Origin of the sequence: Jilunia laotingensis (genome assembly GCF_014385165.1) — a bacterium.
Taxonomy (GTDB): domain Bacteria; phylum Bacteroidota; class Bacteroidia; order Bacteroidales; family Bacteroidaceae; genus Bacteroides; species Bacteroides laotingensis.
Map to the genome: position 1 here is coordinate 1468869 of NZ_JACRTF010000001.1, position 24863 is coordinate 1493731.

16 protein-coding genes and 1 pseudogene are annotated in these 24863 nt (G+C 41.1%); 9 read left to right on the plus strand and 8 right to left on the minus strand.

The window, feature by feature from the left end; translation table 11 throughout:
- Positions 1 to 2: 2 nt before the first annotated feature.
- Positions 3 to 359, minus strand: a complete 357-nt coding sequence (locus H8744_RS05660; protein ID WP_262433911.1) for a hypothetical protein — start codon at positions 357 to 359, stop codon at positions 3 to 5.
- Between the two features lie 140 nt (positions 360 to 499).
- The gene (locus tag H8744_RS05665; protein ID WP_262433912.1) at positions 500 to 2077 is read right to left on the minus strand and encodes a tetratricopeptide repeat protein; all 1578 of its coding nucleotides are present in this window, start codon (positions 2075 to 2077) and stop codon (positions 500 to 502) included.
- Between the two features lie 184 nt (positions 2078 to 2261).
- Between H8744_RS05665 and H8744_RS05670 the strand changes: the two genes are divergently transcribed.
- A complete protein-coding gene (locus tag H8744_RS05670) occupies positions 2262 to 2633 on the plus strand; it encodes a hypothetical protein (RefSeq protein WP_262433913.1) in 372 nt (123 codons plus the stop codon).
- A 35-nt stretch (positions 2634 to 2668) separates the two neighbouring features.
- Complete coding sequence (locus H8744_RS05675; RefSeq protein WP_262433914.1) at positions 2669 to 4168, plus strand: butyryl-CoA:acetate CoA transferase; 1500 nt, start codon at positions 2669 to 2671, stop codon at positions 4166 to 4168.
- Between the two features lie 172 nt (positions 4169 to 4340).
- On the opposite strand, the gene H8744_RS05680 is transcribed toward H8744_RS05675, so the two are convergent.
- Positions 4341 to 5051 carry a helix-turn-helix domain-containing protein gene (locus H8744_RS05680; RefSeq protein ID WP_262433915.1) on the minus strand — a complete coding sequence of 237 codons (711 nt, stop codon included), beginning with the start codon at positions 5049 to 5051 and terminating at the stop codon, positions 4341 to 4343.
- 439 nt (positions 5052 to 5490) lie between these two features.
- Between H8744_RS05680 and H8744_RS05685 the strand changes: the two genes are divergently transcribed.
- From H8744_RS05685 to H8744_RS05695, 3 genes are all read left to right on the plus strand, one after another.
- Positions 5491 to 5808, plus strand: coding sequence for a hypothetical protein (locus H8744_RS05685; protein WP_262433916.1), 318 nt, complete (start codon positions 5491 to 5493; stop codon positions 5806 to 5808).
- A gap of 62 nt (positions 5809 to 5870) precedes the next feature.
- On the plus strand, positions 5871 to 6827 hold the full coding sequence (locus tag H8744_RS05690; RefSeq protein ID WP_262433917.1) for a DUF4373 domain-containing protein: 957 nt from the start codon (positions 5871 to 5873) through the stop codon (positions 6825 to 6827).
- A gap of 562 nt (positions 6828 to 7389) precedes the next feature.
- Positions 7390 to 7830 (plus strand): hypothetical protein, encoded by a 441-nt coding sequence (locus H8744_RS05695; protein WP_262433918.1) that lies wholly within the window; start codon positions 7390 to 7392, stop codon positions 7828 to 7830.
- A 151-nt stretch (positions 7831 to 7981) separates the two neighbouring features.
- On the opposite strand, the pseudogene H8744_RS19015 reads toward H8744_RS05695, so the two are convergent.
- A pseudogene (locus H8744_RS19015) lies at positions 7982 to 8086 on the minus strand (hypothetical protein); the annotation flags it as partial.
- Positions 8087 to 8251: 165 nt separating this feature from the next.
- Between H8744_RS19015 and H8744_RS05700 the strand changes: the two are divergent.
- Positions 8252 to 9355 carry a PDDEXK nuclease domain-containing protein gene (locus H8744_RS05700; protein ID WP_262433919.1) on the plus strand — a complete coding sequence of 368 codons (1104 nt, stop codon included), beginning with the start codon at positions 8252 to 8254 and terminating at the stop codon, positions 9353 to 9355.
- 103 nt (positions 9356 to 9458) lie between these two features.
- Here the strand turns inward: H8744_RS05700 and dacB are convergent, their stop codons facing one another.
- The 3 genes from dacB to H8744_RS05715 all read right to left on the minus strand — a co-directional run bounded on the left by dacB (position 9459) and on the right by H8744_RS05715 (position 12780).
- The gene (gene dacB / locus H8744_RS05705) at positions 9459 to 10862 is read right to left on the minus strand and encodes a D-alanyl-D-alanine carboxypeptidase/D-alanyl-D-alanine endopeptidase (RefSeq protein WP_262433920.1); all 1404 of its coding nucleotides are present in this window, start codon (positions 10860 to 10862) and stop codon (positions 9459 to 9461) included.
- Between the two features lie 153 nt (positions 10863 to 11015).
- Positions 11016 to 12359, minus strand: coding sequence for a dihydrolipoyl dehydrogenase (gene lpdA, locus H8744_RS05710; protein ID WP_262433921.1), 1344 nt, complete (start codon positions 12357 to 12359; stop codon positions 11016 to 11018).
- 4 nt (positions 12360 to 12363) lie between these two features.
- Positions 12364 to 12780: a PH domain-containing protein gene (locus H8744_RS05715; protein ID WP_262433922.1), complete on the minus strand. Its 417-nt coding sequence runs from the start codon at positions 12778 to 12780 to the stop codon at positions 12364 to 12366.
- Positions 12781 to 12886: 106 nt separating this feature from the next.
- On the opposite strand from H8744_RS05715, the gene nadB reads away from it, so the two are divergent.
- The 3 genes from nadB to H8744_RS05730 all read left to right on the plus strand — a co-directional run bounded on the left by nadB (position 12887) and on the right by H8744_RS05730 (position 19978).
- The gene (nadB, locus tag H8744_RS05720; RefSeq protein ID WP_262433923.1) at positions 12887 to 14458 is read left to right on the plus strand and encodes an L-aspartate oxidase; all 1572 of its coding nucleotides are present in this window, start codon (positions 12887 to 12889) and stop codon (positions 14456 to 14458) included.
- Positions 14459 to 14625: 167 nt separating this feature from the next.
- Complete coding sequence (locus tag H8744_RS05725) at positions 14626 to 17766, plus strand: ATP-binding protein (RefSeq protein ID WP_262433924.1); 3141 nt, start codon at positions 14626 to 14628, stop codon at positions 17764 to 17766.
- 427 nt (positions 17767 to 18193) lie between these two features.
- Positions 18194 to 19978, plus strand: coding sequence for a M6 family metalloprotease domain-containing protein (locus tag H8744_RS05730; protein WP_262433925.1), 1785 nt, complete (start codon positions 18194 to 18196; stop codon positions 19976 to 19978).
- Between the two features lie 106 nt (positions 19979 to 20084).
- Here H8744_RS05730 and H8744_RS05735 read toward each other — a convergent pair whose 3' ends face one another.
- Positions 20085 to 24668: a choice-of-anchor J domain-containing protein gene (locus H8744_RS05735; RefSeq protein WP_262433926.1), complete on the minus strand. Its 4584-nt coding sequence runs from the start codon at positions 24666 to 24668 to the stop codon at positions 20085 to 20087.
- Between the last annotated feature and the right edge of the window lie 195 nt (positions 24669 to 24863).

Below are 24863 nucleotides of genomic sequence, written 5' to 3' on the forward strand. Positions count from 1 at the left end.
ACTCATTTCATTTTCAGCTGCACCGTATAATTTTTCCCATCGGGAAGTATTGTATTCAAAATAATATCCGCCACTCCAGAATAAGATTCTTTACCTATGATTTTACCCGTTTCTTTCTCTTTAATTATTACTGTAAGTTCTTCTTGCAATTTCGCAAAGCTAAGATGTAAGTTAGAATCTGTAAGATTTACATTAACCTCGGGATTCGAGCAAACGATAATAATAGGCAATGATGGATCATCTTCATCTTCAAATATATCTATAAATTCCACAGGTTCATCATACAATACTGATGCCCATAAACTGTTACTTAGTAACAAACCAGCCGCAATCAATAAAAATGCAATTTTGTTTTTCATAATTTTTTTACTTTAAGTTTCTTACAAAGAAAGCGATTTTGAAATAAAGAACTCCATTTTTTTGTGTCAATATTGTGTCAACTGCAATTTGATGCCCGATTATATAGCCAAGCATCAAACTATCGAATGATTATATGTCGTTAATCCGGTCTTCTTAAAGACATCACCCAATCGAATTTATCTTGTCCCATCTTCTGACGTATTCGTTTCATTCTCGACCGATAAGCATTATCACTCGTACCTGTACATGCCAAAATAACCTTCTTAGGGATTCCAAGCAATAAATATATACATAGAGTTACATCCTCCTCTGACAACTGCGTGAAATTATGCTGCAATTCTTTTATGACATCTGAAAAAAAATCATGGAGAATACAGGTCATTTGCATACGGACGTCTTTGCTTAGTTTAATTTCTTCATCTTTTGGCTTCTTGGATAACATTGCCAATTCTTTAGCCGTTTCCGCAGTCTGAAAGTTATTAAGACAATTTATAAACACGTTTTCATTAAACACAAAATGTTCCTTTGTAGGTTTAATAGATCCAACTCGACAATTTATTTTTATTTTCCTACCTAAGTAAACTTTATATGAGATTATTGCAATACAAAGAACGCAAACAACACCTCCTGCCACCCAAAGCCATTTCCTCTCTCGAAGCGGTTCCCAAGCATTTTCTTCCAAATCCGCCTTATATCGGGCAATAACCCGGCTCATTTTTTCATAATCTACCGATCGATTAATTGAATCACGCAACTTTATGGATCGGTCGACCGACCAAGCTGCTTCTTTCCATTGCCCTGCATCTCTTTCTATTTCGTACATCTGTTTATAATAACCTAAATCTATTTTTGATGACATAGCATGACCCAAATTCAAATAATAACGGGCAGAATCCACTTTATTTAATTTGTTTAAGAAAATACCTTTCCAGCAATAAGCCCTTGCAAGATTTTCTTTATCCCCTTTCAAACTATCAAGTTTGATCTGTATAGATTGGGAAATAGCTTGATCTGCCTTTTCGTATTCTTTTTTCATAAAATACACTTGTGCCAGGGTGTGGTAAGAACCGGAAATCCATTTCGCCACTCTTTGCTCCACAGCAAAGCCCAAACACTTTTGGGCATAGTAAGAAGCACTGTCATACTTATTTAAGAATATATATACAACAGAAATATCCTTCAAAGTTCTATATGTACCCTCTTTTTCAAACCGAGGACTTCCAACATAAGCCACTTGTGCCTTTTTATACATCTCCAGAGACAGCTTATAGAATTTCTGTTTACGAAGGCATTTGCCCAGCCTTTCATATGTCACTCCCAAATAGACAGATTTCATCTGATCCGGCATCACACGAGCTGCATGCAAAAAAGCCTCGACCGCCTCAGTTCCCCGATCGGAATTTTCGTATACACGCCCCAAGTAATAATAAGCCTTCGCTTCCCGCTCCTTATCCGAACCATTCTGATAATATGCCACAGCAGAACGGATGAGGGAATCGTCAGTAGCCCTTGTGTAATTCCTATCTTTTGCCTGCATTAATAACAAAGCATACTCACCATAATCAGCCGGATGCAAATTTTCGGGATGGGATATACTTTCTAACAATCGCAGAGCGCTATCGGGATGAGTATCCATCAGGCTATCGACCCGTAACAAAAGCGAATGCGAGGGAGTAGCGGGCTGACACGACACAAAAAGATATGTCGCTATAGCCAAAATCGCCCATATATTGAACAATCTGATCGTTTCCACCATCAACGAATACAAAATAGAATATAGGCAAAGTTAAAACAAATGCATAGATGAGCAAAACTTTAGCAAAGATATCCCGATTTATTATGCCCCAGTGTTCTTTTTCTGATTTTAAATAATTACCTTTGGCGAACTAATCCTAATATATATGGAAGATGTTTTTAAATTTCTTATTGTAGCAGGCACTATCGCTTTTGGCATTTTCAAACAAGTGAACAAAGAGAAAGCTCGAAAGCCCGAAAACCAAATGCCGTTGCCCGAACCGGAGTTTGATGAATATGAACCGGAGGAACCGGTCGTGTTCGAAATGCCGGAAGTTAAACCGGCTCCTGCCAAGCCAGTTACCCTGAAACCTCTCCCCAAAGAAGGAGTCAGAACGATAAAGGGCACTATTCCTCCTCCAAAGAAAACAAAAACGAAGGAAACGGCCGAAAACAACGGGAACGAGTACTCCATACGTTCTGCCGAAGAGGCGAGACGCGCCATCATCTGGTCGGAAATCTTACGGAGAAAATATTAGAGACGTACATTCTAACACGAAAATATACTATTTATATGGCACTCAATTTTATCTCGGCAGCAGAAGCTGCCAGCCTTGTTAAACATGGCTACAACATTGGTCTTAGTGGTTTTACCCCCGCTGGTACAGCCAAAGCCGTTACGGCTGAAATTGCTAAAATAGCAGAAGCGGAACATGCGAAAGGCAACCCTTTCCAGATCGGTATCTTTACAGGTGCCTCTACAGGTGACTCTTGCGACGGCATATTGTCGCGCGCCAAAGCCATCCGTTATCGTGCCCCTTATACCACGAACACCGACTTCCGCAAAGCGGTGAACAACGGTGAGATAGCTTACAACGACATTCACCTGTCTCAGATGGCACAGGAAGTCCGCTACGGATTCATGGGAAATGTAAATGTAGCTATCATCGAAGCTTGTGAAGTCACTCCCGATGGAAAAATTTACCTGACAGCCGCTGGCGGTATCGCTCCTACGGTTTGCCGCCTGGCAGATAAGATCATTGTTGAGTTGAACAGCGCCCACAGCAAGAACATGATGGGTATACACGACGTTTACGAACCGCTCGACCCGCCTTACCGCCGTGAAATACCTATTTACAAACCGAGCGACCGCATCGGACTGCCTTACATTCAAGTAGATCCGAAGAAGATTGTCGGTGTGGTTGAAACCAACTGGCCGGACGAGGCACGTTCGTTTGCAGAAGCCGATCCGCTGACAGACAAGATCGGTCAGAACGTAGCCGACTTCCTTGCAGCCGATATGAAACGCGGCATCATTCCTTCTACCTTCCTGCCGTTGCAGTCGGGCGTGGGAAACATTGCCAACGCTGTACTGGGTGCTTTAGGCCGTGATAAGACGATCCCTCCGTTCGAAATGTACACAGAAGTTATCCAAAATTCCGTGATCGGGCTGATTCGCGACGGCCGCGTGAAGTTCGGCAGCGCCTGCTCACTGACCGTAACCAACGACTGCCTGCAAGGTGTCTATGACGATATGGATTTCTTCCGCGACAAATTGGTACTCCGCCCGTCGGAAATCTCCAACAGCCCGGAAATTGTTCGCCGTTTAGGCATCATCTCCATCAATACCGCCATTGAAGTGGATCTTTACGGCAACGTGAACTCTACCCACATCAGCGGAACGAAGATGATGAACGGTATCGGTGGTTCAGGAGATTTCACCCGCAATGCCTACATCTCTATCTTTACCTGTCCGTCTGTTGCCAAAGAGGGCAAGATCAGCGCCATCGTCCCGATGGTATCGCACCAGGATCACAGCGAACACTCGGTAAATATCGTCATCACCGAACAGGGTGTAGCCGATCTTCGCGGAAAGAGTCCGAAAGAGCGCGCACAGGCCATTATCGAAAATTGTGCCCATCCGGATTACAAACAGCTCCTTTGGGATTATCTCAAATTAGCCGGAAACAAAGCTCAAACTCCTCATTTCATCCCTGCTGCCCTCGGCATGCATGCTGAATTGGCAAAAAGCGGAGACATGAAGAATACGAATTGGGCGGAATACACGAAATAATTAATAATTAAAAATTAATAATTAAAAACGAAGACAGGAATGGGGGAGAACTGGGAAGGATGGGATAAAGTCGCAATATATAGTGACCTATTTCAATTCTTTCTCAATTCTTCCTTATTTTTATTCCCTTTGTATCCCCCTCCGATTATTAATTATTAATTATTAATTGGCATCACAGCATCATATGCCTCCTGATGGAGAATTTCACAATTGCCATCGCATTAATGCAACTGAACTGGATATCCATCGGGTCGTGATGCGGATTATAGCTGACAAGTTTGATGCAGCCTTCCTTCTCTGAATGATTGACGTATTTCACCGCCAGGTATTCATCGCCATCGATGGTGAATGACACCAGGTACATCTCACCATAAATAAGGCTGTTGAAACTGCTGATTTCTTTAAAACCTGCGATATCACCCGATTTCAGAATGGGATACATACTGTCACCGCTGATATATACTGCACCATCGCAGGAAGGAATGTTGGGAATCTGGATTTTTCCCAGCATATATTGATGTTTGTTAGTGAGCAAAGTCTTCAGATTGGCCGCTGCCGTGATGTCGTACAAAGTCACACTACGGTCGTCCACTGCTTCCGATGTTTTCGGATTGTGAATTATCTGCACTTCGCCCTGCACCCATTTGCTTTCACAAAACTTCGCCAAATGGTGGGGATTTCCTTTTCCAACCAACAACCAATTCAAATCTACGTCATTCAGTTTATTCAGTAACAGAGGAAAATCAATCCGGTTCCTAGCACACCAATTCGATACAGTACCTCGTGAAACCCCCAAATAGCTTGCTAGTTCGCTATCATTCTTAAATCCCAAGGCCAGTTTGGCACGCTTTACAATCCCTGTAACATCCAAAATCGTATCCATCTCACTCCCTTTTAATAATGTAAATATTTATAAACTCATAATCAACTAATCGATAATCGATTATAGTTTATTTTATGATTAACTCTCAAGAATATTTGTTTTCTATACGAAAACAGTATTATATTTGTGACAAACAAATCACTAATTTGTTTCAAAATTATAAATTAAAAATAGAACAGCTATGAAAAACAGCAAAAAGTTTACGAAAGATTAAAGAAACAGCCGAAGACTGTCCGTTTGCCGGACATAAATGATCTCCAAGCCAGTCATAGGCATCGCACGTGATAGTAATAGCTACTCATCGCGATCACCTTTAATACCCAACACATTAGCCATTAATACTTGGCACAATGGCTATTAATATCTGACATGATAACTATTAATACCCGGCAAAACAAAAATAAACGAATTACCAACAATTTAAAAAATGAAAATTAACATGGAAAACTCGATGAATCAAACTCGTTACATCTGTGGATGTTGCAAAAAAGAACTCCCGGAGGAATCATTCTACGTGAATAGTAAACAGCACCGTGACAACTATTGCAAAGAGTGCCGCAAAGTGGTCAGTCGCGACCGTTATGTCACGGTGAGAAGTACCCAAATAGCAAACAGGAATTATCCTGTCATCACTCGTATAGCAGATCGGGAAACACGGATGGAACTTATCTCCCACGCCTTGCAAGTGGTTGCCGAAAGTATAGAACGAAAAAGAAGGAAAAGATGGGATGAGGACTTGGAGAAAGAAGAGAATTAAAAGGAAGAATTAAAAAAGGAAAAGGAGAGAGGGGATACTGAGAAAAAAGAAAGGAAAGAAACATGTCAAGAATAAAAAAACGGGGATTGGACTATTTCCCCATGAATACCGATTTTACACAAGACCGCAGTGTGCGGCGCATCATGAGACAAGAAGGAGACGGCGCTTTTGCCGTCTTGTTCAATGCTCTTTCGTACATCTATGCAGGCGAAGGGTATTTTGTACGGGCAGACACTTTATTTTACGAAGACCTGGCAGCCAGTCTCTTTGAAAAAAGCGGAGAAGGCGTGAAACGCATCATTTGCCTGGCAGTGGAATATGGAATATTCGACACTTCACTCTTCAGTCGGTTCGGGATACTGACTTCCGCTGAAATTCAACGGCAATATCTCTTCAGCACCAAACGGCGAAAAGCTTCTCAAATGAATGCTGATTACTGCTTGCTCTCCGATGCCGAACTCGCAGGCCTTCAACCGTCAAACAGCAGAAAATCAAGCAGTAAAGCAAAGGATGGAGAAGCGGATGAAAAAAGAACGAAAATTCAAAATGTTACATTTAGCACCGAAAATGTTACATCCGGTACACATAGCATAGCAAAGCATAGCATAGCACAGCAAAGAATAGCAGAGAATAGCAAAGAACTCCCCCCTCCTGTTCCCCCCAAGGGGAAGAATGCCGGCACAGCCGGAGAAGAGGTTGAAAATGACGATAGAGAAGAGGAGATTTCTCCTGAGAAAACTGAAACCGGATATCCTTCCGGACGGAAACAATGGACACAGGAATTCATCAATACCTTACAACCACCTGCCGACGGCATTCCCAGGAATTATGAAGGGCTGTTATGCAATCTGTTACACTATCACATCCCACCTTCGGAACAATACGCCATCATCCGCAAAAGCAATTACGGCATCATAGGCAATCCCGTCTGGAAAGGTTTCAGTAACCTACGCAACAGTTGTGGCAAAATCAAATTACCGGGCAGATACCTGCTTAGTGTGATAAATGTAAAATCTTAATAGGATATTACACTATAAACTCCTATTAGTCATAGCTCCGCAGGTGTAGCCATTTGAATATGATTGATGAAATTCCAAATATAAATCGCTTATCATCAATAATTTTCCAACAAACTTCACCACAATCCAGAAAAAACATTTATCTTTGCCCTATGCTTTTCGCCCATCAACGTGATGAAATAGGCGAAAAGTTGTTTTTACTAAATTATTGGAGTAAATAACGTATTGTCTCTTGTGTTCGAAACTTAGCACCTTTTGGTTTACAGAGAGATGATACAACAGATACTCCACGTAAGATGACTGTGTATCAACATATCAGTTAAAGATATGTTATATATAATCGCTTGGCGTGGATTTCTGTTGTTATCATTATCTTGTAAACGGGTTTGCTAAGACCTAGAACACAGATAGTGGTTCAACAGTGTCCATGCTTTTTTTATATCCGCACAGATACATCCCCCCCTTGCATCGGCAAAGGATAAAATGCAAGGACACTCGTTGTTCCATAAATTCAGAACACTATTTCTCTCCCTTTGTAGAACTGATAAATAAAAAGGATGCTATGCCAAAATGGATCAGCATAAATGAAGCTGCACGCAAGTACGGTGTCGAGGCAGAAGATATACGTATCTGGGCGGAAATGAAAGAAATCGCTATATCCTCCATTGAAAATACTTTCACCGTAGACGATGAGAGTATTCAGGAATTCTTAAGCCAACATCAGGTAACACCCACAAGAGAATACATCAGTTCCTTGTTTAACCTATACAGCAACCAATGGAAAATCTCCGAATTATATCTGGAAATTGTCAATCTGCAAAAAAAGGAAATCCAACGACAAGAAGAAGAAATATCCCAGTTGAATAAGTTGCTTGAAATGATAGAGGAACATGATAGGATACTGGAAGATAGCTATCATAAACTTTACATGTCCTTAGAACAGCCACCTACCAACTGTTGGATAAAGAAGTTATGGAAAAAGATAATAAGAAAAGAAATGTAAGAAATAATTCTCAAATAGTACTGTTCATTAAAATTATGCCATTTTTTAATTTATCAGAATATTTTTTCATATTTCTCAAACTCCCAAAAAGAATATCTGCATTCTTAGATTTAAAGGCATCAACATATTCTTTTTTAGGCTCATTTATATCTTACCAACTAAACAGGAAACGCTTTACTAAACCCTGATTTAAAGAATTAAAAGATTTTATCATCAACTCACTCTTTTTACCAGCTACATGAAAATCAAAATTAAATTCAAATCCAGCATTCTCCTTTTGTTATAAATTGGGGTGTGAATGTCGCATCTTGATCTATGTGCTTACAAAGATAACCTTTTCATTTTTAATTTATTAGTTTTGGAAACCAATTTATTGATTCTCTGTTTTATTTTCGTACTTTTGCATCCAAAGAAGAACAAAATGAATATAAATCAGAACTATATAGAAGCAGTAAAAAACATAAAGGCTGCTATTTTACGCAGTCAGTACCGTGCTGCCGCATCAGTGAATAAAGAGCAGCTCTCTTTGTATTATGGTATTGGGCGGTATGTTTCGGAAAACTCCCGTAAAGACTTTTGGGGTAAAGGAGCGATAGAACAGATCTCTGCGATGTTGCAAAAAGAGCTTCCGGGATTGAGGGGATTTTCTGCAACCAGCATAAGGAATATGCGCATATTCTACGAAGAATGGAACAATGTTTTAAATCATCAGCCGCTAGCTGATGATTTAGTACTGAATGAAAAATTATTGCTAATGACAATTCATCAGCCAGTGGCGGATGATTTTAACTGGACTGATTTCTTATCAATAGGTTTCAGTCACCATACGGAAATCATCGCTAAGGCTAAAACATTAGATGCGAGAATGTTCTATATACATGAATGTGCCACTCGATATTGGAACAAATACACTTTGAGGGATTATTTGAAAGCCGACCTTTACCATCATCGGGGAGCGTTGCCCAACAATTTTGCCCAAACACTGCCCGATACGAAACAGGCAATTAAAGCTATCTGTTCTTTCAAAGATGATTACTTGTTAGACTTTATCAATATAGAAGAACTGGATGAGCGGGAAGAGGACATAAACGAGCGTGTTATAGAAAAAACAATTGTCGCTAACGTGAAGAGGTTTATTATGACTTTTGGTCAGGATTTTAGCTTTATAGGTAATCAATACCGTATTGAGGTGGCAGAAGAAGAAATGTTCATTGATTTGTTGTTTTTCAATCGAGAACTCAATTCTTTGGTAGCGGTAGAATTGAAGTCCGGGAAATTTCGTACTTCGTATTTAGGACAACTGAATACTTATCTTTCCGCTTTGGATTCATATGTGAGAAAGCCACACGAAAATCCCTCTATCGGAATAATACTTTGCAGAGAAATGAACCAAACCTTTGTAGAATTTGCAGTTCGTGATTATAACAAGCCAATGGGAGTTGCTACTTACCGTGCATCCGAAGATATGCCGGAACGACTTCGTAAAGCATTACCGGATATAGAAGAATTGAAGAATTTATTATAGGGTAAGGTTTAGTTCATTCTTTTGTCTATACAGCAGCCAAAACAAACTAAACCTATTTCTATTGATAGCAAAGTATATGTGCTAGCGAAAAGAAAACATACAATCAAAACTCACAAAGCACCCCACAAACCTTATCCTGAAAATCTCGCGCTTTGGCAGCAGAAAGAACATTCTGATTCATGATGACAAAAGCGATATCATGTCCGTTGGAAGCTTTTAAGTAGCCTGCCAAAGCATTGATAGCAGTGTAAGAACCAGTCTTGGCATGCACGTTTTTGTAAGCTTTAGTCTGCTTCATCCGGTATTTTAAGGTACCATCGATACCGGCTACGGGCAGGGATTTATAAAGCTTCCGGAATACATCGGTACGGGAATAAGCAAATTTGAGGAAATCGACCAACAGGGCAGGGGAGAGGTAATCGTAGTTGGAAAGGCCACAACCATCAACGATTTTATAATCAGCAGGCTGGTGCCCCAGTTGCCGAATGAGTTTATTGATTTCAGCAATCCCGTCTTTGGCAGAAATGTGTTTCTTTCCGGTAGCCTGGGCTCCGAGACGGCACAACAAAGCTTCGGCACTGAGATTATCGCTTTCTTTCATGGTCTGGTTGACCACCTCTTGAACTGGACGTTCATAACGAACCATACAAGTGGAAAGACTGTCGGGAGTGAAAGCAGCAAAAGCATATCCAAACGGAATCTCCATTCCCCTATCTTTCAGTCGCTCCGAAAAAACATGCATGAAGAAATCCTGCGATGAAAAAACATTGATATCCGAACTATGCCTGTTTTCCACATTACCGCTGACCATAAGATTATTCTTATTTTCAAGCCATCCACGGGTAAGTTCAAATTTCCCGGCAGAAGGAGTACGTGTCCGGGTAGTGTTTGTAAGGGTATAGTACGAAGATGCCGGGTCGCAGACCACACTAGCCGCTTCACCACGCTCTACGGACGGAGTAACCGTTACGGTGACCATCCCTTTATGATACATCAATGGTGAGAGATAGGGCTGATAAGCAGCCGGCGTATCGTCCCACGCCCAACCATGTCCCCAATACAGGGAGTCTTTCATGGAAATATCACCGTAGACTCTACCATCGATAGCAGAAAAAGGATAAGTAATGACTTTATCGACCAAAGTATCGAGGCTTTGGTCATCAAATTCAGGATCGAAACCTCCTATCACATACAGATCGCCACGCAAAGTATCCTGTTCGATGATTCCTTTATACCAGACTTCCGTACGAAACGGCTCATCGGCATCGGGACGGGAAAGAGCCGTAATCGTTGTGAGAAGCTTCATTGTCGAAGCCGGCCGGCAGAGTTTGGTATCGCGGTACGTATATACCGGCTTCTTTGCCGTCAAGTCGAACACGGAAATACCTACTTCGGAGCCGGCAGGCAATCCTTTTATAAGGTAATCTATTTTTGAAGAAACATCTGCTTGTGCCCATAAGAGAGAAAACGAAACAGATAAAATAAGTAACAAGAGGATTCTGCGCATAAAATTTATATTTATCGGATCGTAAATGTCAAAAGCCATTATCTATATTCCTTTTAAACACGGATTACACAGATTGCACGACTTTTTAATCTACAAAAGCTGTGTTATCTGTGTAATCCGCGTCTAAAAAGATTCTATTTTAGGAACGGGGCTTTACAAGCCCTCCCTGAATATTTCGGCAACCGTCGGATGAGGAAATACGATCTTCTTCCATTCCGTAGTTGTCAGCTTCAATTCCACCGCCATTCCTGCAAGGGTGATAATCTCAGAAGCAGGATTGCCAAGCACATGGGCACCCAGAATGGTCTTGTCCTCACCAATCAGGATCTTGCACACTCCATTCACTCCTTCGTTCTCGGCTACGAAGCGACCGGAATAGGCCATAGGAAGCTTAACCGCATGGTAGGGAATGCCTTTGGCAAGCAGGCTCTCTTCCGTCTGCCCCACACCCGCAATTTCGGGATTGGTATATACCACACCGGGAATAGCCCGATAGCTCATGGTGTCTTCTTTGCCTAAAATAGCATGTACCGCTACTTCCGCTTCGCGGACGGCAGTATGTGCAAGGAGCGAGAAACCGGTCAGGTCACCACAAACATATACGCCCGGTACGGAGGTTTGCATCTTATTATCAACTGCTACATTACCTCGTTCAGTGAGCTGCAAGCCCAGATTCTCCAAGCCGAAACCTTTGCTAACCGGACGACGACCTACGCTCATCAATAGTTTCTCCGCTACAACGCTTCCCGCACCTTCGGCATTCTCATATGCCACGACAGCACCTTCCTCGCTTTGGGAAAGAGAAACAACCTTGGTACTCAGCAGGAATCTAATCCCCCGTTTAGCATATTCGGCACGAAGAAGGGCAGAAAGTTCTTTGTCCATTCCTCCCAATATCTCGTCCAACATCTCGATGACCGTAACCTGTACACCAAGACTATTGAAGAAGGAAGCAAATTCCATACCGATAACTCCGCCCCCGACAATTGCCAGTGAAGCAGGCAGTTCCTTATTGTCGAGTGCATCCCGGTGCGTCCAGTAATCCACCGCTTGTATGCCTGCAATGGGCGGAATGAACGTTTCGGAGCCGGTGCAGATGATAAGGTTGTCACCCTCATACGTCTCTTCACCGCAACGAACCGTGTTTTTATCTATTATCTGTGCCTCACCGGTCACAATCGTTACATTATTGGAAGTAAGCTTTCCTTTCACTCCCAATACCAGCTTACGCACGACTTTGCTCTTACGCGCAATAATCTTCGACAGGTCGAAAGAAACCTCGGGTACGTTCACCGCATATTTTGAGGCATGTTTTGCCCCGTCATAGGTTTTAGCCGAATACAATAAGGTTTTGGTCGGGATACATCCTTCATTCAAGCATACCCCTCCTAAATTCTGCTTTTCAAAAAGCACCACACTAAGTCCGGCTTTGCCGGCAGCTTCGGCAGCCGTATAGCCCGCAGGGCCACCGCCAATAATCATTACCTGGTATTTCATATTATTATTTATTAATAGGTTGTTCTTCTTTCATTCTCCGTTTCTCCACCAACTCCATAAATTCCCGTTCCTTGACCGGAACTACCGAAGCATATTTTTCCCGGCCGTACTGAATCAGTACGTACTCCGTCACCGAGAAATTGCCAAACTTCATCGAGTGGCATTTCTCCATGGAAACAATCTCTTTAATCGGGATAATCTTTTTGCGGGTAAAACGACCGTAGGACAGGATCAGTTCATTCCCAGAGGTGACAGTATAGGTAGTATGGATCACCATTTCTATAATTACGATTAAGGCTAACGCCATGAGCAAAGCAAGTAAAATATGCTTCATCCACAAAAGTGCAAATGTATTGGCACCTAAAATAATCAGTATTAAATATTGATACCAAGCAATACGGGCATGGAATATTCTATTCATTTTGTCAGAATTTTGGTGCCAAGTTAGCAATTTTATGAATTAATGACAACGAAAAGTACAATGAAAACAGTTATTTTGTAGTTTTGCGGTAATAAACATTAAGATTATGGTTAAAAAGTTCGATTTCCTCGTCATCGGTTCCGGTATCGCCGGAATGAGTTTTGCCCTGAAAGTGGCACACAAAGGAAAAGTTGCGCTTATCTGTAAGAGCGGTTTGGAAGAGGCAAATACCTTTTTCGCACAAGGAGGGGTAGCCTCTGTCACCAACCTGTTAGTAGACAATTTCGAAAAACACATTGAGGACACAATGATTGCGGGTGATTGGATCAGCGACCGTGCCGCCGTAGAAAAAGTCGTACGGGAAGCACCCGCACAAATCGACGCACTTATCAACTGGGGAGTGGACTTCGACAAAAACGAAAAGGGCGAATTCGACCTGCACCGCGAAGGCGGCCATTCGGAATTCCGCATCCTCCACCACAAAGATAACACGGGAGCTGAAATACAGGACAGCCTCATCAAAGCCGTACAACGGCACCCTAACATCACTGTGATTGAAAATCATTTTGCCATCGAAATACTGACCCAACACCATCTGGGAGTGAATGTCACACGGCAGACCCCGGACATCAAATGCTATGGTGCCTACATACTCGACCCCAAAACCGGAAAGGTGGACACTTATTTGGCAAAAGTGACTTTGATGGCAACGGGCGGAGTAGGTTCCGTATACAAAACGACCACCAACCCACTGGTTGCCACCGGAGACGGGATCGCCATGGTGTACCGCGCCAAAGGTACGGTAAAGGATATGGAGTTCGTGCAGTTCCACCCAACCGCACTTTATCATCCGGGCGACCGGCCTTCTTTCCTGATCACGGAGGCAATGCGAGGTTATGGCGGTGTACTCCGAACCATGGATGGAAAAGAGTTTATGCAAAAATATGATGCGCGTCTCTCGCTGGCTCCACGCGACATCGTGGCACGTGCCATCGACAATGAAATGAAAAACCGGGGTGACGATCATGTCTATCTGGATGTAACCCACAAAGACCCGGAAGAAACGAAGAAACACTTCCCGAATATCTACGAGAAATGTCTCAGCCTGGGCATAGACATCACCAAAGATTATATCCCCGTGGCCCCGGCAGCACATTACCTCTGCGGAGGAATTCAGGTAGATCTTAATGCACAGTCGTCCATCGAACGATTGTATGCCGTAGGCGAGTGTTCGCGCACCGGCTTACACGGCGGCAACCGTCTGGCTTCGAACTCACTGATAGAAGCGGTGGTCTATGCAGATGCAGCTGCCAAACACAGCCTGCAAGTATTCGATCAATATGACTATAACGATGCTATCCCCGAATGGAACGATGAAGGAACCCGTTCACCGGAAGAGATGGTATTGATAACACAGAGCATGAAAGAGGTGAACCAGATCATGAGTACGTATGTGGGTATTGTCCGCAGTGACCTTCGTCTGAAACGTGCATGGGATCGTCTTGACATACTTTACGAGGAGACTGAGAGCCTCTTCAAACGAAGCGTGGCTTCGAAAGAGATTTGCGAACTGAGAAACATGATCAATGTGGGATACCTCATCATGCGTCAGGCGATGGAACGTAAGGAAAGCCGTGGATTGCATTACACAATTGACTATCCGCATGTGAAAAAATAAAACAATATATTTTATACTAAAGCTATTGATAAATAACGTGTTATAATCTATTAACACGTTATTTTTTTACTTATCGGATGAGAATGTATTGTTAATTAACTTATTTATAAGGAAAAATAAGGCTATATTCGCTGATTGTTAATCAGCAACAAAACAAAATAATCATTATGATGGCTTTAGAAATTAAGAAAATAGTACTGTCAGTTGTCCTCATGCTGGCTCTGTTCCCCTCTTTAAATTTTGCTTCTTCCATCCCGACGAACGCCTCATCCAATACGATCCTGATAATCAATTCCTATGCCTCCAACACCCAATGGAGCGACAACCTCATTACACCGATATATTTGGAATATACAGCACAGACCGAAAAACACATACATTTATATACGGAGCATATGAATATGCTTACTATCAATGACAATGAAGCCTTGCAAGCATACAAACAACAATTCAGAGAAAAATACGCGGGACTAACTCCCAAAATGATCATCATATTAGGAGCATCGGCTTGGATGTTATTGAATGAAGAGATAGAAAGATATTGGAAAAGTATACCTATCATCATTTGTAGCAAGAAAGATTATTTCAGTCCTCAGAAAGCATATCTGGAAAAGACCTTCGTGCCACAAGACGAAAGAATACCGATAGATAGTTATCAAAGCAATTTGCCATTGACTATTTTCCATACCCCCTGTTATGTTAAAGAAACATTGGAACTGATGAAAACACTCAAGCCGGATATGGAAGAGGTTGTTTTTATGTCGGACAGACATTATATCAATGCCCAATACCGGGAAGAGGTCAATGAAACCATGAAAAGCCAGTATCCGGACGTACATGTACGCCACTTAATTGCCGGAGACATTACAAATGATGACTTGATAGACTCATTGAGACAACTGACAGCAAAATCATGTGTGCTATATGCTTCCTGGTATAGCGAAGTGAATCAACAGGGCAACCTTATACTCTCTTCCGATATATCGAAAGTACTGAGCAATTACTCGAAAGTACCCATCTTCACACTGAACCACTATCATGTTTCTTTAACCAACGGATTGATCGGAGGGGTTTACCACAAAGACGACATTTTAAATGAAAAATTACTGGGCACCATAAAGCAAGAGCTAGACAATCCTCATAAAGCAGGCGTACGTGTGGTAAGAATGCCACATCCCGGACCGATCATGAATTATCCCGACCTCATAAATCTGGGACTGGACATAGACCGTTGTCCATCCGACACTTACTTCTACAATGAACCTCCTACACTGGTGGAAAAATTAGAAAAGAACTGGTATTACATTGTCTTGATTTGTCTTCTTGCATTTTGCTTATATGTTTTTTGGCAAAAAAAGATAGCAAAAGAACGGGAAGCACGACTGGCTGCAATGGACGAATATAACAACCTGTTTGAAAACATGCCGATCATTTATATCAAAGAAGAGCTGATTTACGATAAAGACGGACATATTACCGATTTTATTTACAGGAAGGTAAATCCGTCCTTCGAACAATATATTACACCAAGCCACAAAATCATAGGAAAAAAATACAGCGAAATCGGTAAACAACATGATGGACTGATGGACTTGTACAATTCTTTGAACGATAAAAAAGAGATCTCCTTCCAATATTATGTGGAACATAACCAAACTTATCTTACTGTCATCATTAGTCACTCCACTAAAAAAGGTTTTGTCGACGTTTTCTGCGTGAACAATACCGAACTGGCACAGACGCAACAGATGCTACGTTCTGCCAACCATAAACTTTCCGCTGCCCTCGATGTGGCCAATATAACTCCTTGGAAATGGGATCTGGAAAAGAAATTGATTTTATGCGATGTCAACCGTCCTGTCGAAATCAGTAAAAGCAATCCTACCAGCGAACAGCTATTATCCGTACCGGATTCCTGCTATTTTTCTAATATCTGCAAACAAGACATAGACCGCGTGAAAGCCTCCTATCAAAAGCTTATCGATGGAGAAGTCTCTAAAATCAAGGAAGAGTTCCGGGTGATTTCTAAAAAGGGGAATTCACTCCATTATGAATGGGTGGAAGTACAAGCTACTGTTGACGAACGGGATTCGACCGGCAAAGCCAAAACCCTTGTCGGATCGTCTTTAATGATTACCAAACGAAAAGCGATGGAAGACGACCTGATAAAAGCTAAAGAAAAAGCGGAAGAGTCCAATCGCCTGAAATCGGCCTTCCTAGCTAACATGAGTCATGAAATCCGTACCCCGCTGAATGCCATCGTTGGTTTCTCCGGTATACTAGCCACAGCAGAGGATAATGAGGAAGAAGAAAAACAGGAATATGTACAGATCATTGAAAACAACAACAATTTATTGCTCCAACTTATCAACGATATACTCGATCTCTCCAAGATTGAAGCAGGCGTGATCGAATTCATGTACAGCAATGTAGATGTCAATGAACTGTTCCTCAATATGGAAGAATCTGCCAAAATGCGAAATAAAACAGAAGATGTCCTGATTTCATATAAATGTACAATGCCCGAATGCTACATCAGCACCGACAAAAACCGCTTGACGCAGGTAGTCACCAACTTGCTCAATAACGCCATGAAATTTACCAAACAAGGAAGCATCGAATTCGGTTATACTCTGCAAAATGACAATACGCTCTATTTCTATGTAAGCGACACAGGCTGCGGCATATCTGAAGACCAAATCAGCTCGGTATTCGAACGGTTCGTCAAACTCAATACCTTTGCACAAGGTACAGGGCTGGGGCTATCCATTTGCCAAACCATCATTGAAGGCATGGGAGGGAAAATCGGTGTAAATTCCAAAGCCGGGGAAGGAAGCACATTCTGGTTTACATTGCCTTATCTTCAAGTGAATAAAACGAACATCGGAGAAAATGGAGAACATGCCATCATCCGTTCGATCGACAGCAAAGAGAAACTTACCATATTGATCGCAGAAGATAACGAAAGCAATTACAAGCTATTCGAATCTGTCCTAAAGAAAGAATACAACCTTATCCATGCGTGGGACGGAGAAGAAGCCGTAGAACTATTCAAAGAACATAATCCACATCTTGTTTTAATGGACATAAGTATGCCAAAAATGAACGGTTATGAAGCCACCCGGAAGATACGTGAAATATCTACCGATATTCCAGTCATGGCAGTGACCGCCTTTGCTTATGCCGAAGACGAACAACATATATTGGATAGCGGATTCAATGCTTATACATCTAAACCGATCCAACCCGGAATATTACAGAAACAGATTGTCGGCCTACTTAAAAAACATTTTATGTTCTTGTACTAAAGTTCGGTGGACATTTCATTGTTCAAGATTCTTTTGCATGGATGTCACCGCACATTTTTTAAAGGGCTATTTTTCTGATTATAATTGACTTTATGACGAATAAAAATAGAAAAAACATTTTCCATCCACTCAGTAAATAATATCTTTTCAAATATATTCAACACTTTATCACAATCAAAGCATTTTACAAAATGCTTTGATTGTGATAACAATGAGCGAATTTAGCTCCATTAATCTTCGTATATAGAAGAAAGAAACAGGAATTAAGGTGAAAACTGTAACATTACAAGGAAAATATATAAACAACAATATGTCAATTTTATTAATTGAATTTTGTTAAAACGTGTTATACAACAGGTTTGAAATCATATATAAAATGTATATTTTTGTATAATAAATAATTTATACCCACAAAATTGGCATTAATATGAAAAAAGTCATTTTCACTTTCCTGCTTTTAGCAATGATCTCTTTAGGTTATTCATTTGCAGTTCCGGCAAAGCCAACGCCTCTCACAATGACACTACCGGATGGAACCACTCTTACAGTACGCCTTTTTGGCGATGAGTATTCTCATTACTACACCAGTCTGGATCACTACCTTCTGATCCAGGACGCTGACGGGTATTTTTATTATGCCGAGAGCAACTCGGAAAACAAGCTACAACGTTCTCCATATAAAGTAAAAGATATAGATCAACGTACATTGGTTGAAAAAAACTTTTTAGCTACTATCGATAAGGAACATTTGCTTTCATTGCAACAGATGCAGGAAATGAAGAGCCTGAAGAAAAAAGCTCCCCGCAAAGTGATGCAAAAAGCTACTTATCCTACCACGGGAGTTCAAAAAGGATTGGTTATCTTGGTGGAATATACTAACAAAAAATTCACCGTAGAAAATCCACGTGAAGCATTTGATAGAATGATGAACGAAAAAGATTACAGTGAAAACGGTGGAACAGGAAGTGCGCGCGATTACTTCATAGCAAGTTCAAACAGCCAATTCCAGCCAGAATTTGATGTATACGGGCCTATTCAGTTAGCTCATGCCATGAGTTATTATGGAGCAAATGATGCGTATGGAAATGATAAAGCACCGGAAGAAATGGTCATCGAAGCCTGCCAGCAACTGGATGACGTGATAGATTTCAAAGAATACGACCGGGACAACGACGGACAAATAGATAATGTATATGTCTTTTATGCCGGATTCGGTGAAGCAACCGGTGGGTCAAGCAGCACGGTATGGCCACACTCAAGCGATATATACGATGAAAAACTAAAAGACATAGAGCTGGATGGTGTTCGTTTAAATCACTATGCATGTTCCAATGAACTGGATCAAAAAAAGCAAATGGTGGGCATAGGAACATTCTGCCATGAATTTTCTCATGTACTTGGATTACCGGATTTATACTCTACGGACTACTATGTACCATCTTTTACTCCCGATTCTTGGATACTTATGGATAGAGGTCCCTACAACAATAACGGAAAGACTCCTCCCTACTACTCAATCTATGAAAGATATGCACTCGGATGGATCACTCCGCAAGAAATCGGAAAGCCTGCTGATATAAAACTTGATAATATCTCCAAAAATGTCGGCTATATCATCAAAACTGATAATGAAAATGAATATTTTCTGTTAGAAAACCGTCAGCAGGAAGGCTGGGACAAATATATTCCAGGACACGGAATGCTGATCTGGCACATAGATTATAATCAGGAAGTGTGGGATTTAAATGCTGTGAACAATATTCCGTCACATCAATATGTGGATATCGAAGAGGCAGATGCCATACAAACTGATGAAACAAGAGCAGGCGACACTTTTCCGGGTACAAGCAATGTAACATCTTTCACCGATGATACAAATCCCAGTATGAAAACATGGAAAGGGAACGGACTAAATAAACCGATTACCGATATCGAAGAAAAAGATGGAATTATTCGTTTTAAAATAAGCGGAGGAGACGATACATCGATCATGAATACGTGGGCCGCAAATGACATTACAGTCAATGTAGAAGATTCGAAACTAATTGTAACATCGAACAATCCGGAAAAACTTCCCTTATATATCATGGATATCCAAGGGCATATTCTTGATAAGAGTGAAATAACAGCCGGTACTTATAGTTTCCCTATTTCCGACAGAGGTACGTATATTGTTCGCATAGGCGAAAACGTATACAAAGTAATCAGATAACTTACACCTTTACATATTTCTGAAAAAAGAGAAAGAGAATGAGTCATGTACATGCCGGCTCATTCTCTTTCATTTCAAATTAATCCATATTCAATTACCTATTGAATTACTTAACAAGTATTTTCACAACTTTATTACCTACCTTAACAACATATTTACCGTCTGCTACAGGTACCGTAACTAGGTCTTCACCCATTCCTTTATAAACCAGCTTACCATCAATGGTGTAAATACAAATATCCATACTGGCAGCATGGCGGATTTCAATCGCATGGCGGATTCCAAATGCATTGGCTACTCCTTCAAGCACCTGATCGATAGAAGTCAATACCACGTTCACCGTCACTTCATTTGAATAAACAGACTCGCCCTTATCATATACGGTAGTGACTTTATACTTGTAATCACCGTCTTTGGTAATAGTAGCATCGGTATAAGTTGATTCAACTCCGGCTACCGGTGTGATCTTCTCGCCATCACGATATACGTTATAACCTACCAAACTCAATTCTTCGGGAGTTGCGGAAGCAGGTGTATAAGTGATATCGTCAATCAAAAGAGCAAACTGATCAGTGGATGTACAACGAATAGCGAAAAACTTCGTACCTGCAGGCAATTGAGCCGTTATCTTAGTCCATTCTACCGGCACCTCATTGATAATAGCCGCATCATTGACTCTACTAAAGCTTTGCACATCGCTATTGGTCGAGGAAAACAATACTTCTAAAGTTTCTAAACCATATATATCCGTAACGCTCTTTGCAAAGAAAGAAATAGTCTGTGCAGTTCCCGGAAGTTCGGGTGAAATGAGCCAGTCATCATTTTGACCATCTTCATCGGCAAATGCAGCAAACATCTGTTCTCCCGAATGAGGAGCCCATGCAGTAGGCACACCGCTTTCATCAGCTACCGCAATGCCGGCAGCAGAAGGATTGAATACCTGGAATGCCATAGGCGCACCGGCATTATCATATTTTATGATACTGCCCGCTCCGTTATCGATTCCATAAGTGGCTTTACCACCATCCACATCGACCAGCGTCCACTCGCCTACATTATCAATGATAAATGCATCATATTCTTCAATATCATCCGTAATTGGTTCGGCTACGCCACCTGTATAATCCGGTTCACTCCAGCTCAGCACCACCTTATTATCCGTAGACATCCCTACCAAATCGGTAATTGTCGGATAAGTAGGTAACTTAACGGCAACAACGGCTTCAGTCGTCTTATTATTGTTCTGATCCAAATCGGCAGCATAATTAACAACCGAATAATAAGTAACGGAAGCATCAAAGTCAATTGTCGGAGTCTCGGTGAACTTATAAGTCTTTGTTGCATTTACGGTCAAAGTCTCACCAACTAGGCTGTTTACCATCTTACCATTTCGATATAATTCTACCGTATAGTCTTTTGCTTCTTTAAGTCCGTTATTCATTATTGTCACAGAGATATCTTTACTTTCTCCCACTTTGATGGTCTTTGGGGCATTAATAGCAGTTGCCATAATGTCATAATCCAACAGATTTCTTACTTTGATATTATCCAGATGCAGATTATATCCACCTTCCACGGTTACACCTTGGAAGCCGATTTGGATAAATTCAGCAGAAATAAAGTCTTTCAAAGGAATCGTTACTTTTGTCCAACCTTCAGCAATGGAACTTGGCGCGAGATTGATAGTTCGAACCGCTTCAAAATCTCCACTCTCCTTAGCAACTTCTACTATCAACTTCTCAGTAGCTCCCGGAACAAAATAATAGTAAAATTCCAATGCAGGATTTACACTACCTTTCAAACTAATCTTACCGGACGACAAGCGTTTAGCATCACCTTCTTTACTTCCCGGAACAAACGAAGCTAAACCTCCGTCATTATCCTGTGGATCAACATCCGGATATTCACCACTTTCTGCCAAAGTCCATGAAGCATCACCTACAATTGTAGTGAGTACCCAAGGACCTTTACTCAATTCGGCTCCCGCAAATGATTCTACAAACGGTAAATCATATGGAGTACCCATAATGAGAGAATTGGAAGGTGTACCATATCCTATACCTGCTATTGACTCAGCATATACAAAGTAATATACAAATTTTTGTCCACCACTTAAATCCGGCTCATCGGTAAATGTAAGTTCAGAAATGCTTTCCGCAACAATTGTATTATCATTTCTCTTTATATAATATTTGAGAGTAGCCGGATCAATATAACCACCCGCTTCACCAATGGAGGGAGCTTCCCAAGTTAATACTGCTTTACCATTAACTTCTTTTAAAACTACATTTATAGGAACAGCTGGAGTATCGATCCCTGCATAAACGCTTGTCTTTGCTTCGGCACCAGCACCTGCACCATTGCTGGCTACTACTGTATAAACATTAGTGCCTTGCTTTGCCTCTTTATCCGTATAAGTAAGTTCCGTTCCGACAGCCGGTGTATTAAAGATCTTAATCAGATCATTTTCCCGGTACAACTCTACCTTGCTAAGACTCGTCAATACACTACCGTTTATAGCTTTATTCGGAGTTATAAACGAAATGGTAGTTTCCAGTTTGCCCTGTGCCGCTGCAACAGCCTTCAACCCGTTTACCTCAGCCGGAGCGCCTATGGCAGAACTCAATTCTATTTCAAAATCATCAACAAAGAGATTGAACATATCCGCATCACTACAAGCCTGAATTCCTATATAATAATCACCTGCCGCAGGTGCCTTAATAGTTGCCTCCATATTTATATAATCTTCATTTTCAATATTTGTAGGAGGAATAAGTTCCGAAGTCATTGCTTCTACAGTCTTATCTTTTCCAAATGCAACTTTTACTCTTTCAGGATAGGAAGAATTTGCACATTTCACTTTGAAATATAATTTATACAGATGATCCACACCTAATGTGACAGGAGGCGAGATTAGCCATTCGTCTTTTTCATTGGCAGAACTATAATCACATTTAACAGCAAAGTTCGTTGCATCGTAATTCCATGTTTTGCCATCATTGTTAGCATCGATGACAGTAAACAATTCAAAGTTTTCTCTTATATCGAAACTTTCCAGATAAGGCACGGTTAATGCATTTCCTAAAGCAATCTTATTGGAAGCCGATGTTTCACCTTCAAGACTACCTGCAAATGCGGTTACCTCGTACCAATAATTCGCCAAGCTTTCCGGATTCACCACTTCGGAGAAAGATGTTATTGCAATCTTATCAGCCACCACAACCTTTCCAGGGTAACGAACTACTTTGTAATTAAGAGTTGTTGGATCAAAATATCCGTCATTTATACCTTTGACCGGTGCTTTCCAACTTAACATCAGTTTATTTTCAACATCTCCTTTCACCAACTTAAGGTTTTGTACGGCTACCGGAGCGTCTTTACCAATCCACATACTGAGTTTTGCAAGAGGACTTTTACCCACAGCATTTGATGTTGTGACACCAATGGTATACATGCCGGTTTCAACAGTAACAGATTTTTCAACCGAAGTGCCCGCATTTGCTGTTCCGCTGACTTTTTCGTCACCATTGAAAGTAATACTATAAGAAAGAGACCCATTCAATGCTCCACCGATAAAAGTCTTGTCAGGCATTGTAAACTTGATTTTCCCAATAGTAGCATCCTTCTCATAAGTAGCAGTCAGATCAGTAACCGCTGCCGGAGCATCATCTTCGGCAGCCGGAGCCGGAATATACAAACCTACTATTTCTTCACTATCCGAGAATGGAGAAATCAATGTGGCGACACCTGTTGACACATTTACTTCATAAAGGGCGGAAGTATCATCAGCAAGCGACGCAGCCCAATAAAGCTTATCAGTTTTAGGATCAAAAGTTCCCGACTGGATGTATTTCGGACTCACACCCGTATTCCCGATACTGGTAGTTTCTCCTGTCGACTTGTTAATGCTGTACAAGACACCATCATTTCCAATGCCATAAATTTCTCCTTTCGAATTGGCAGCTACAACATACATAGTCAACGGGAGATCGGCTATCTTCGTGGTTGTCCCCGTTTCCAAATCCATTGTGCCGAACACATATCCGTCTAAATCTTCATTAAAGAAACAACCATATACATTGCCGGTAATAGGATCAAAAGTCATATCCGTAGCAACACTCGTTGCATCGACATCAGCACTGTATATCGTTTCCCATGTTTCCGTATTATAAATGTGGTAATTCGCAATTATAAACCCGAAAATATCCATATAATTCACCATATGGTATTTGCCGTCTACATAAACTCCTCCACCATTCGCTTCAAAATTGCTTCCTATCATCAAAGAAGTCAAAGTAGTGTTGGCAGAAGCAGGAAAAGAATACATTCCCGAAGGACTGTTATCGTTTGTCCAACTAGCCCCAAAAATAACGCTACCATAGATGGTAACACCGTCTCCTGCTGTCAAAGCAGGTGATTGGAAATGCCCTAAAGGCAAGAGAAGCGGTCCCCCTGCGCGCATACTCTGAAAATTAGAGTTACTGCCCACTTTCTTTGCCTGCGGCATAATTGACATTAAACGTGCATGATCATTCTTACGTTTGTTAGCATCCGTTTTCGATAGAGTAGTAATCGCTTTAGCCTTTTTTGTACTGGCTTTTTGCCTTACCGTTTGAGCAGATAAATCACTTGGTATAATCATCATTAAAGACATGATGACTAATAATAGAGTAGATAACTGTTTTTTCATAAGAGTACTCATTAAATAAAAAAATAAAGTGAATTAAAACTGCCAGAGTCTGGCTGATGAGGTATTTTCTACCTCATACAATCAAGGAAATCTTCATCTAGCTCCATAAATTGATAATTTTAAAGGTTAATACTAAAAGAACAGCTAATATAAAGGTGGGGGGAGCCTTCTTTTTTACTTAATTATATATCAATA

Excerpts from the sequence above, each read along its gene's own strand:
- H8744_RS05715 (WP_262433922.1), bottom strand. The coding sequence starts at position 12,780 with ATGAATAGAATATTCCATGCCCGTATTGCTTGGTATCAATATTTAATA.
- H8744_RS05700 (WP_262433919.1), top strand. The coding sequence starts at position 8,252 with ATGAATATAAATCAGAACTATATAGAAGCAGTAAAAAACATAAAGGCT.
- nadB (WP_262433923.1), top strand. The coding sequence starts at position 12,887 with ATGGTTAAAAAGTTCGATTTCCTCGTCATCGGTTCCGGTATCGCCGGA.
- H8744_RS05660 (WP_262433911.1), bottom strand. The coding sequence starts at position 359 with ATGAAAAACAAAATTGCATTTTTATTGATTGCGGCTGGTTTGTTACTA.
- dacB (WP_262433920.1), bottom strand. The coding sequence starts at position 10,862 with ATGCGCAGAATCCTCTTGTTACTTATTTTATCTGTTTCGTTTTCTCTC.
- H8744_RS05725 (WP_262433924.1), top strand. The coding sequence starts at position 14,626 with ATGATGGCTTTAGAAATTAAGAAAATAGTACTGTCAGTTGTCCTCATG.
- H8744_RS05730 (WP_262433925.1), top strand. The coding sequence starts at position 18,194 with ATGAAAAAAGTCATTTTCACTTTCCTGCTTTTAGCAATGATCTCTTTA.
- H8744_RS05695 (WP_262433918.1), top strand. The coding sequence starts at position 7,390 with ATGCCAAAATGGATCAGCATAAATGAAGCTGCACGCAAGTACGGTGTC.
- H8744_RS05735 (WP_262433926.1), bottom strand. The coding sequence starts at position 24,668 with ATGAAAAAACAGTTATCTACTCTATTATTAGTCATCATGTCTTTAATG.
- H8744_RS05685 (WP_262433916.1), top strand. The coding sequence starts at position 5,491 with ATGGAAAACTCGATGAATCAAACTCGTTACATCTGTGGATGTTGCAAA.
- lpdA (WP_262433921.1), bottom strand. The coding sequence starts at position 12,359 with ATGAAATACCAGGTAATGATTATTGGCGGTGGCCCTGCGGGCTATACG.
- H8744_RS05670 (WP_262433913.1), top strand. The coding sequence starts at position 2,262 with ATGGAAGATGTTTTTAAATTTCTTATTGTAGCAGGCACTATCGCTTTT.
- H8744_RS05690 (WP_262433917.1), top strand. The coding sequence starts at position 5,871 with ATGTCAAGAATAAAAAAACGGGGATTGGACTATTTCCCCATGAATACC.
- H8744_RS05680 (WP_262433915.1), bottom strand. The coding sequence starts at position 5,051 with ATGGATACGATTTTGGATGTTACAGGGATTGTAAAGCGTGCCAAACTG.
- H8744_RS05675 (WP_262433914.1), top strand. The coding sequence starts at position 2,669 with ATGGCACTCAATTTTATCTCGGCAGCAGAAGCTGCCAGCCTTGTTAAA.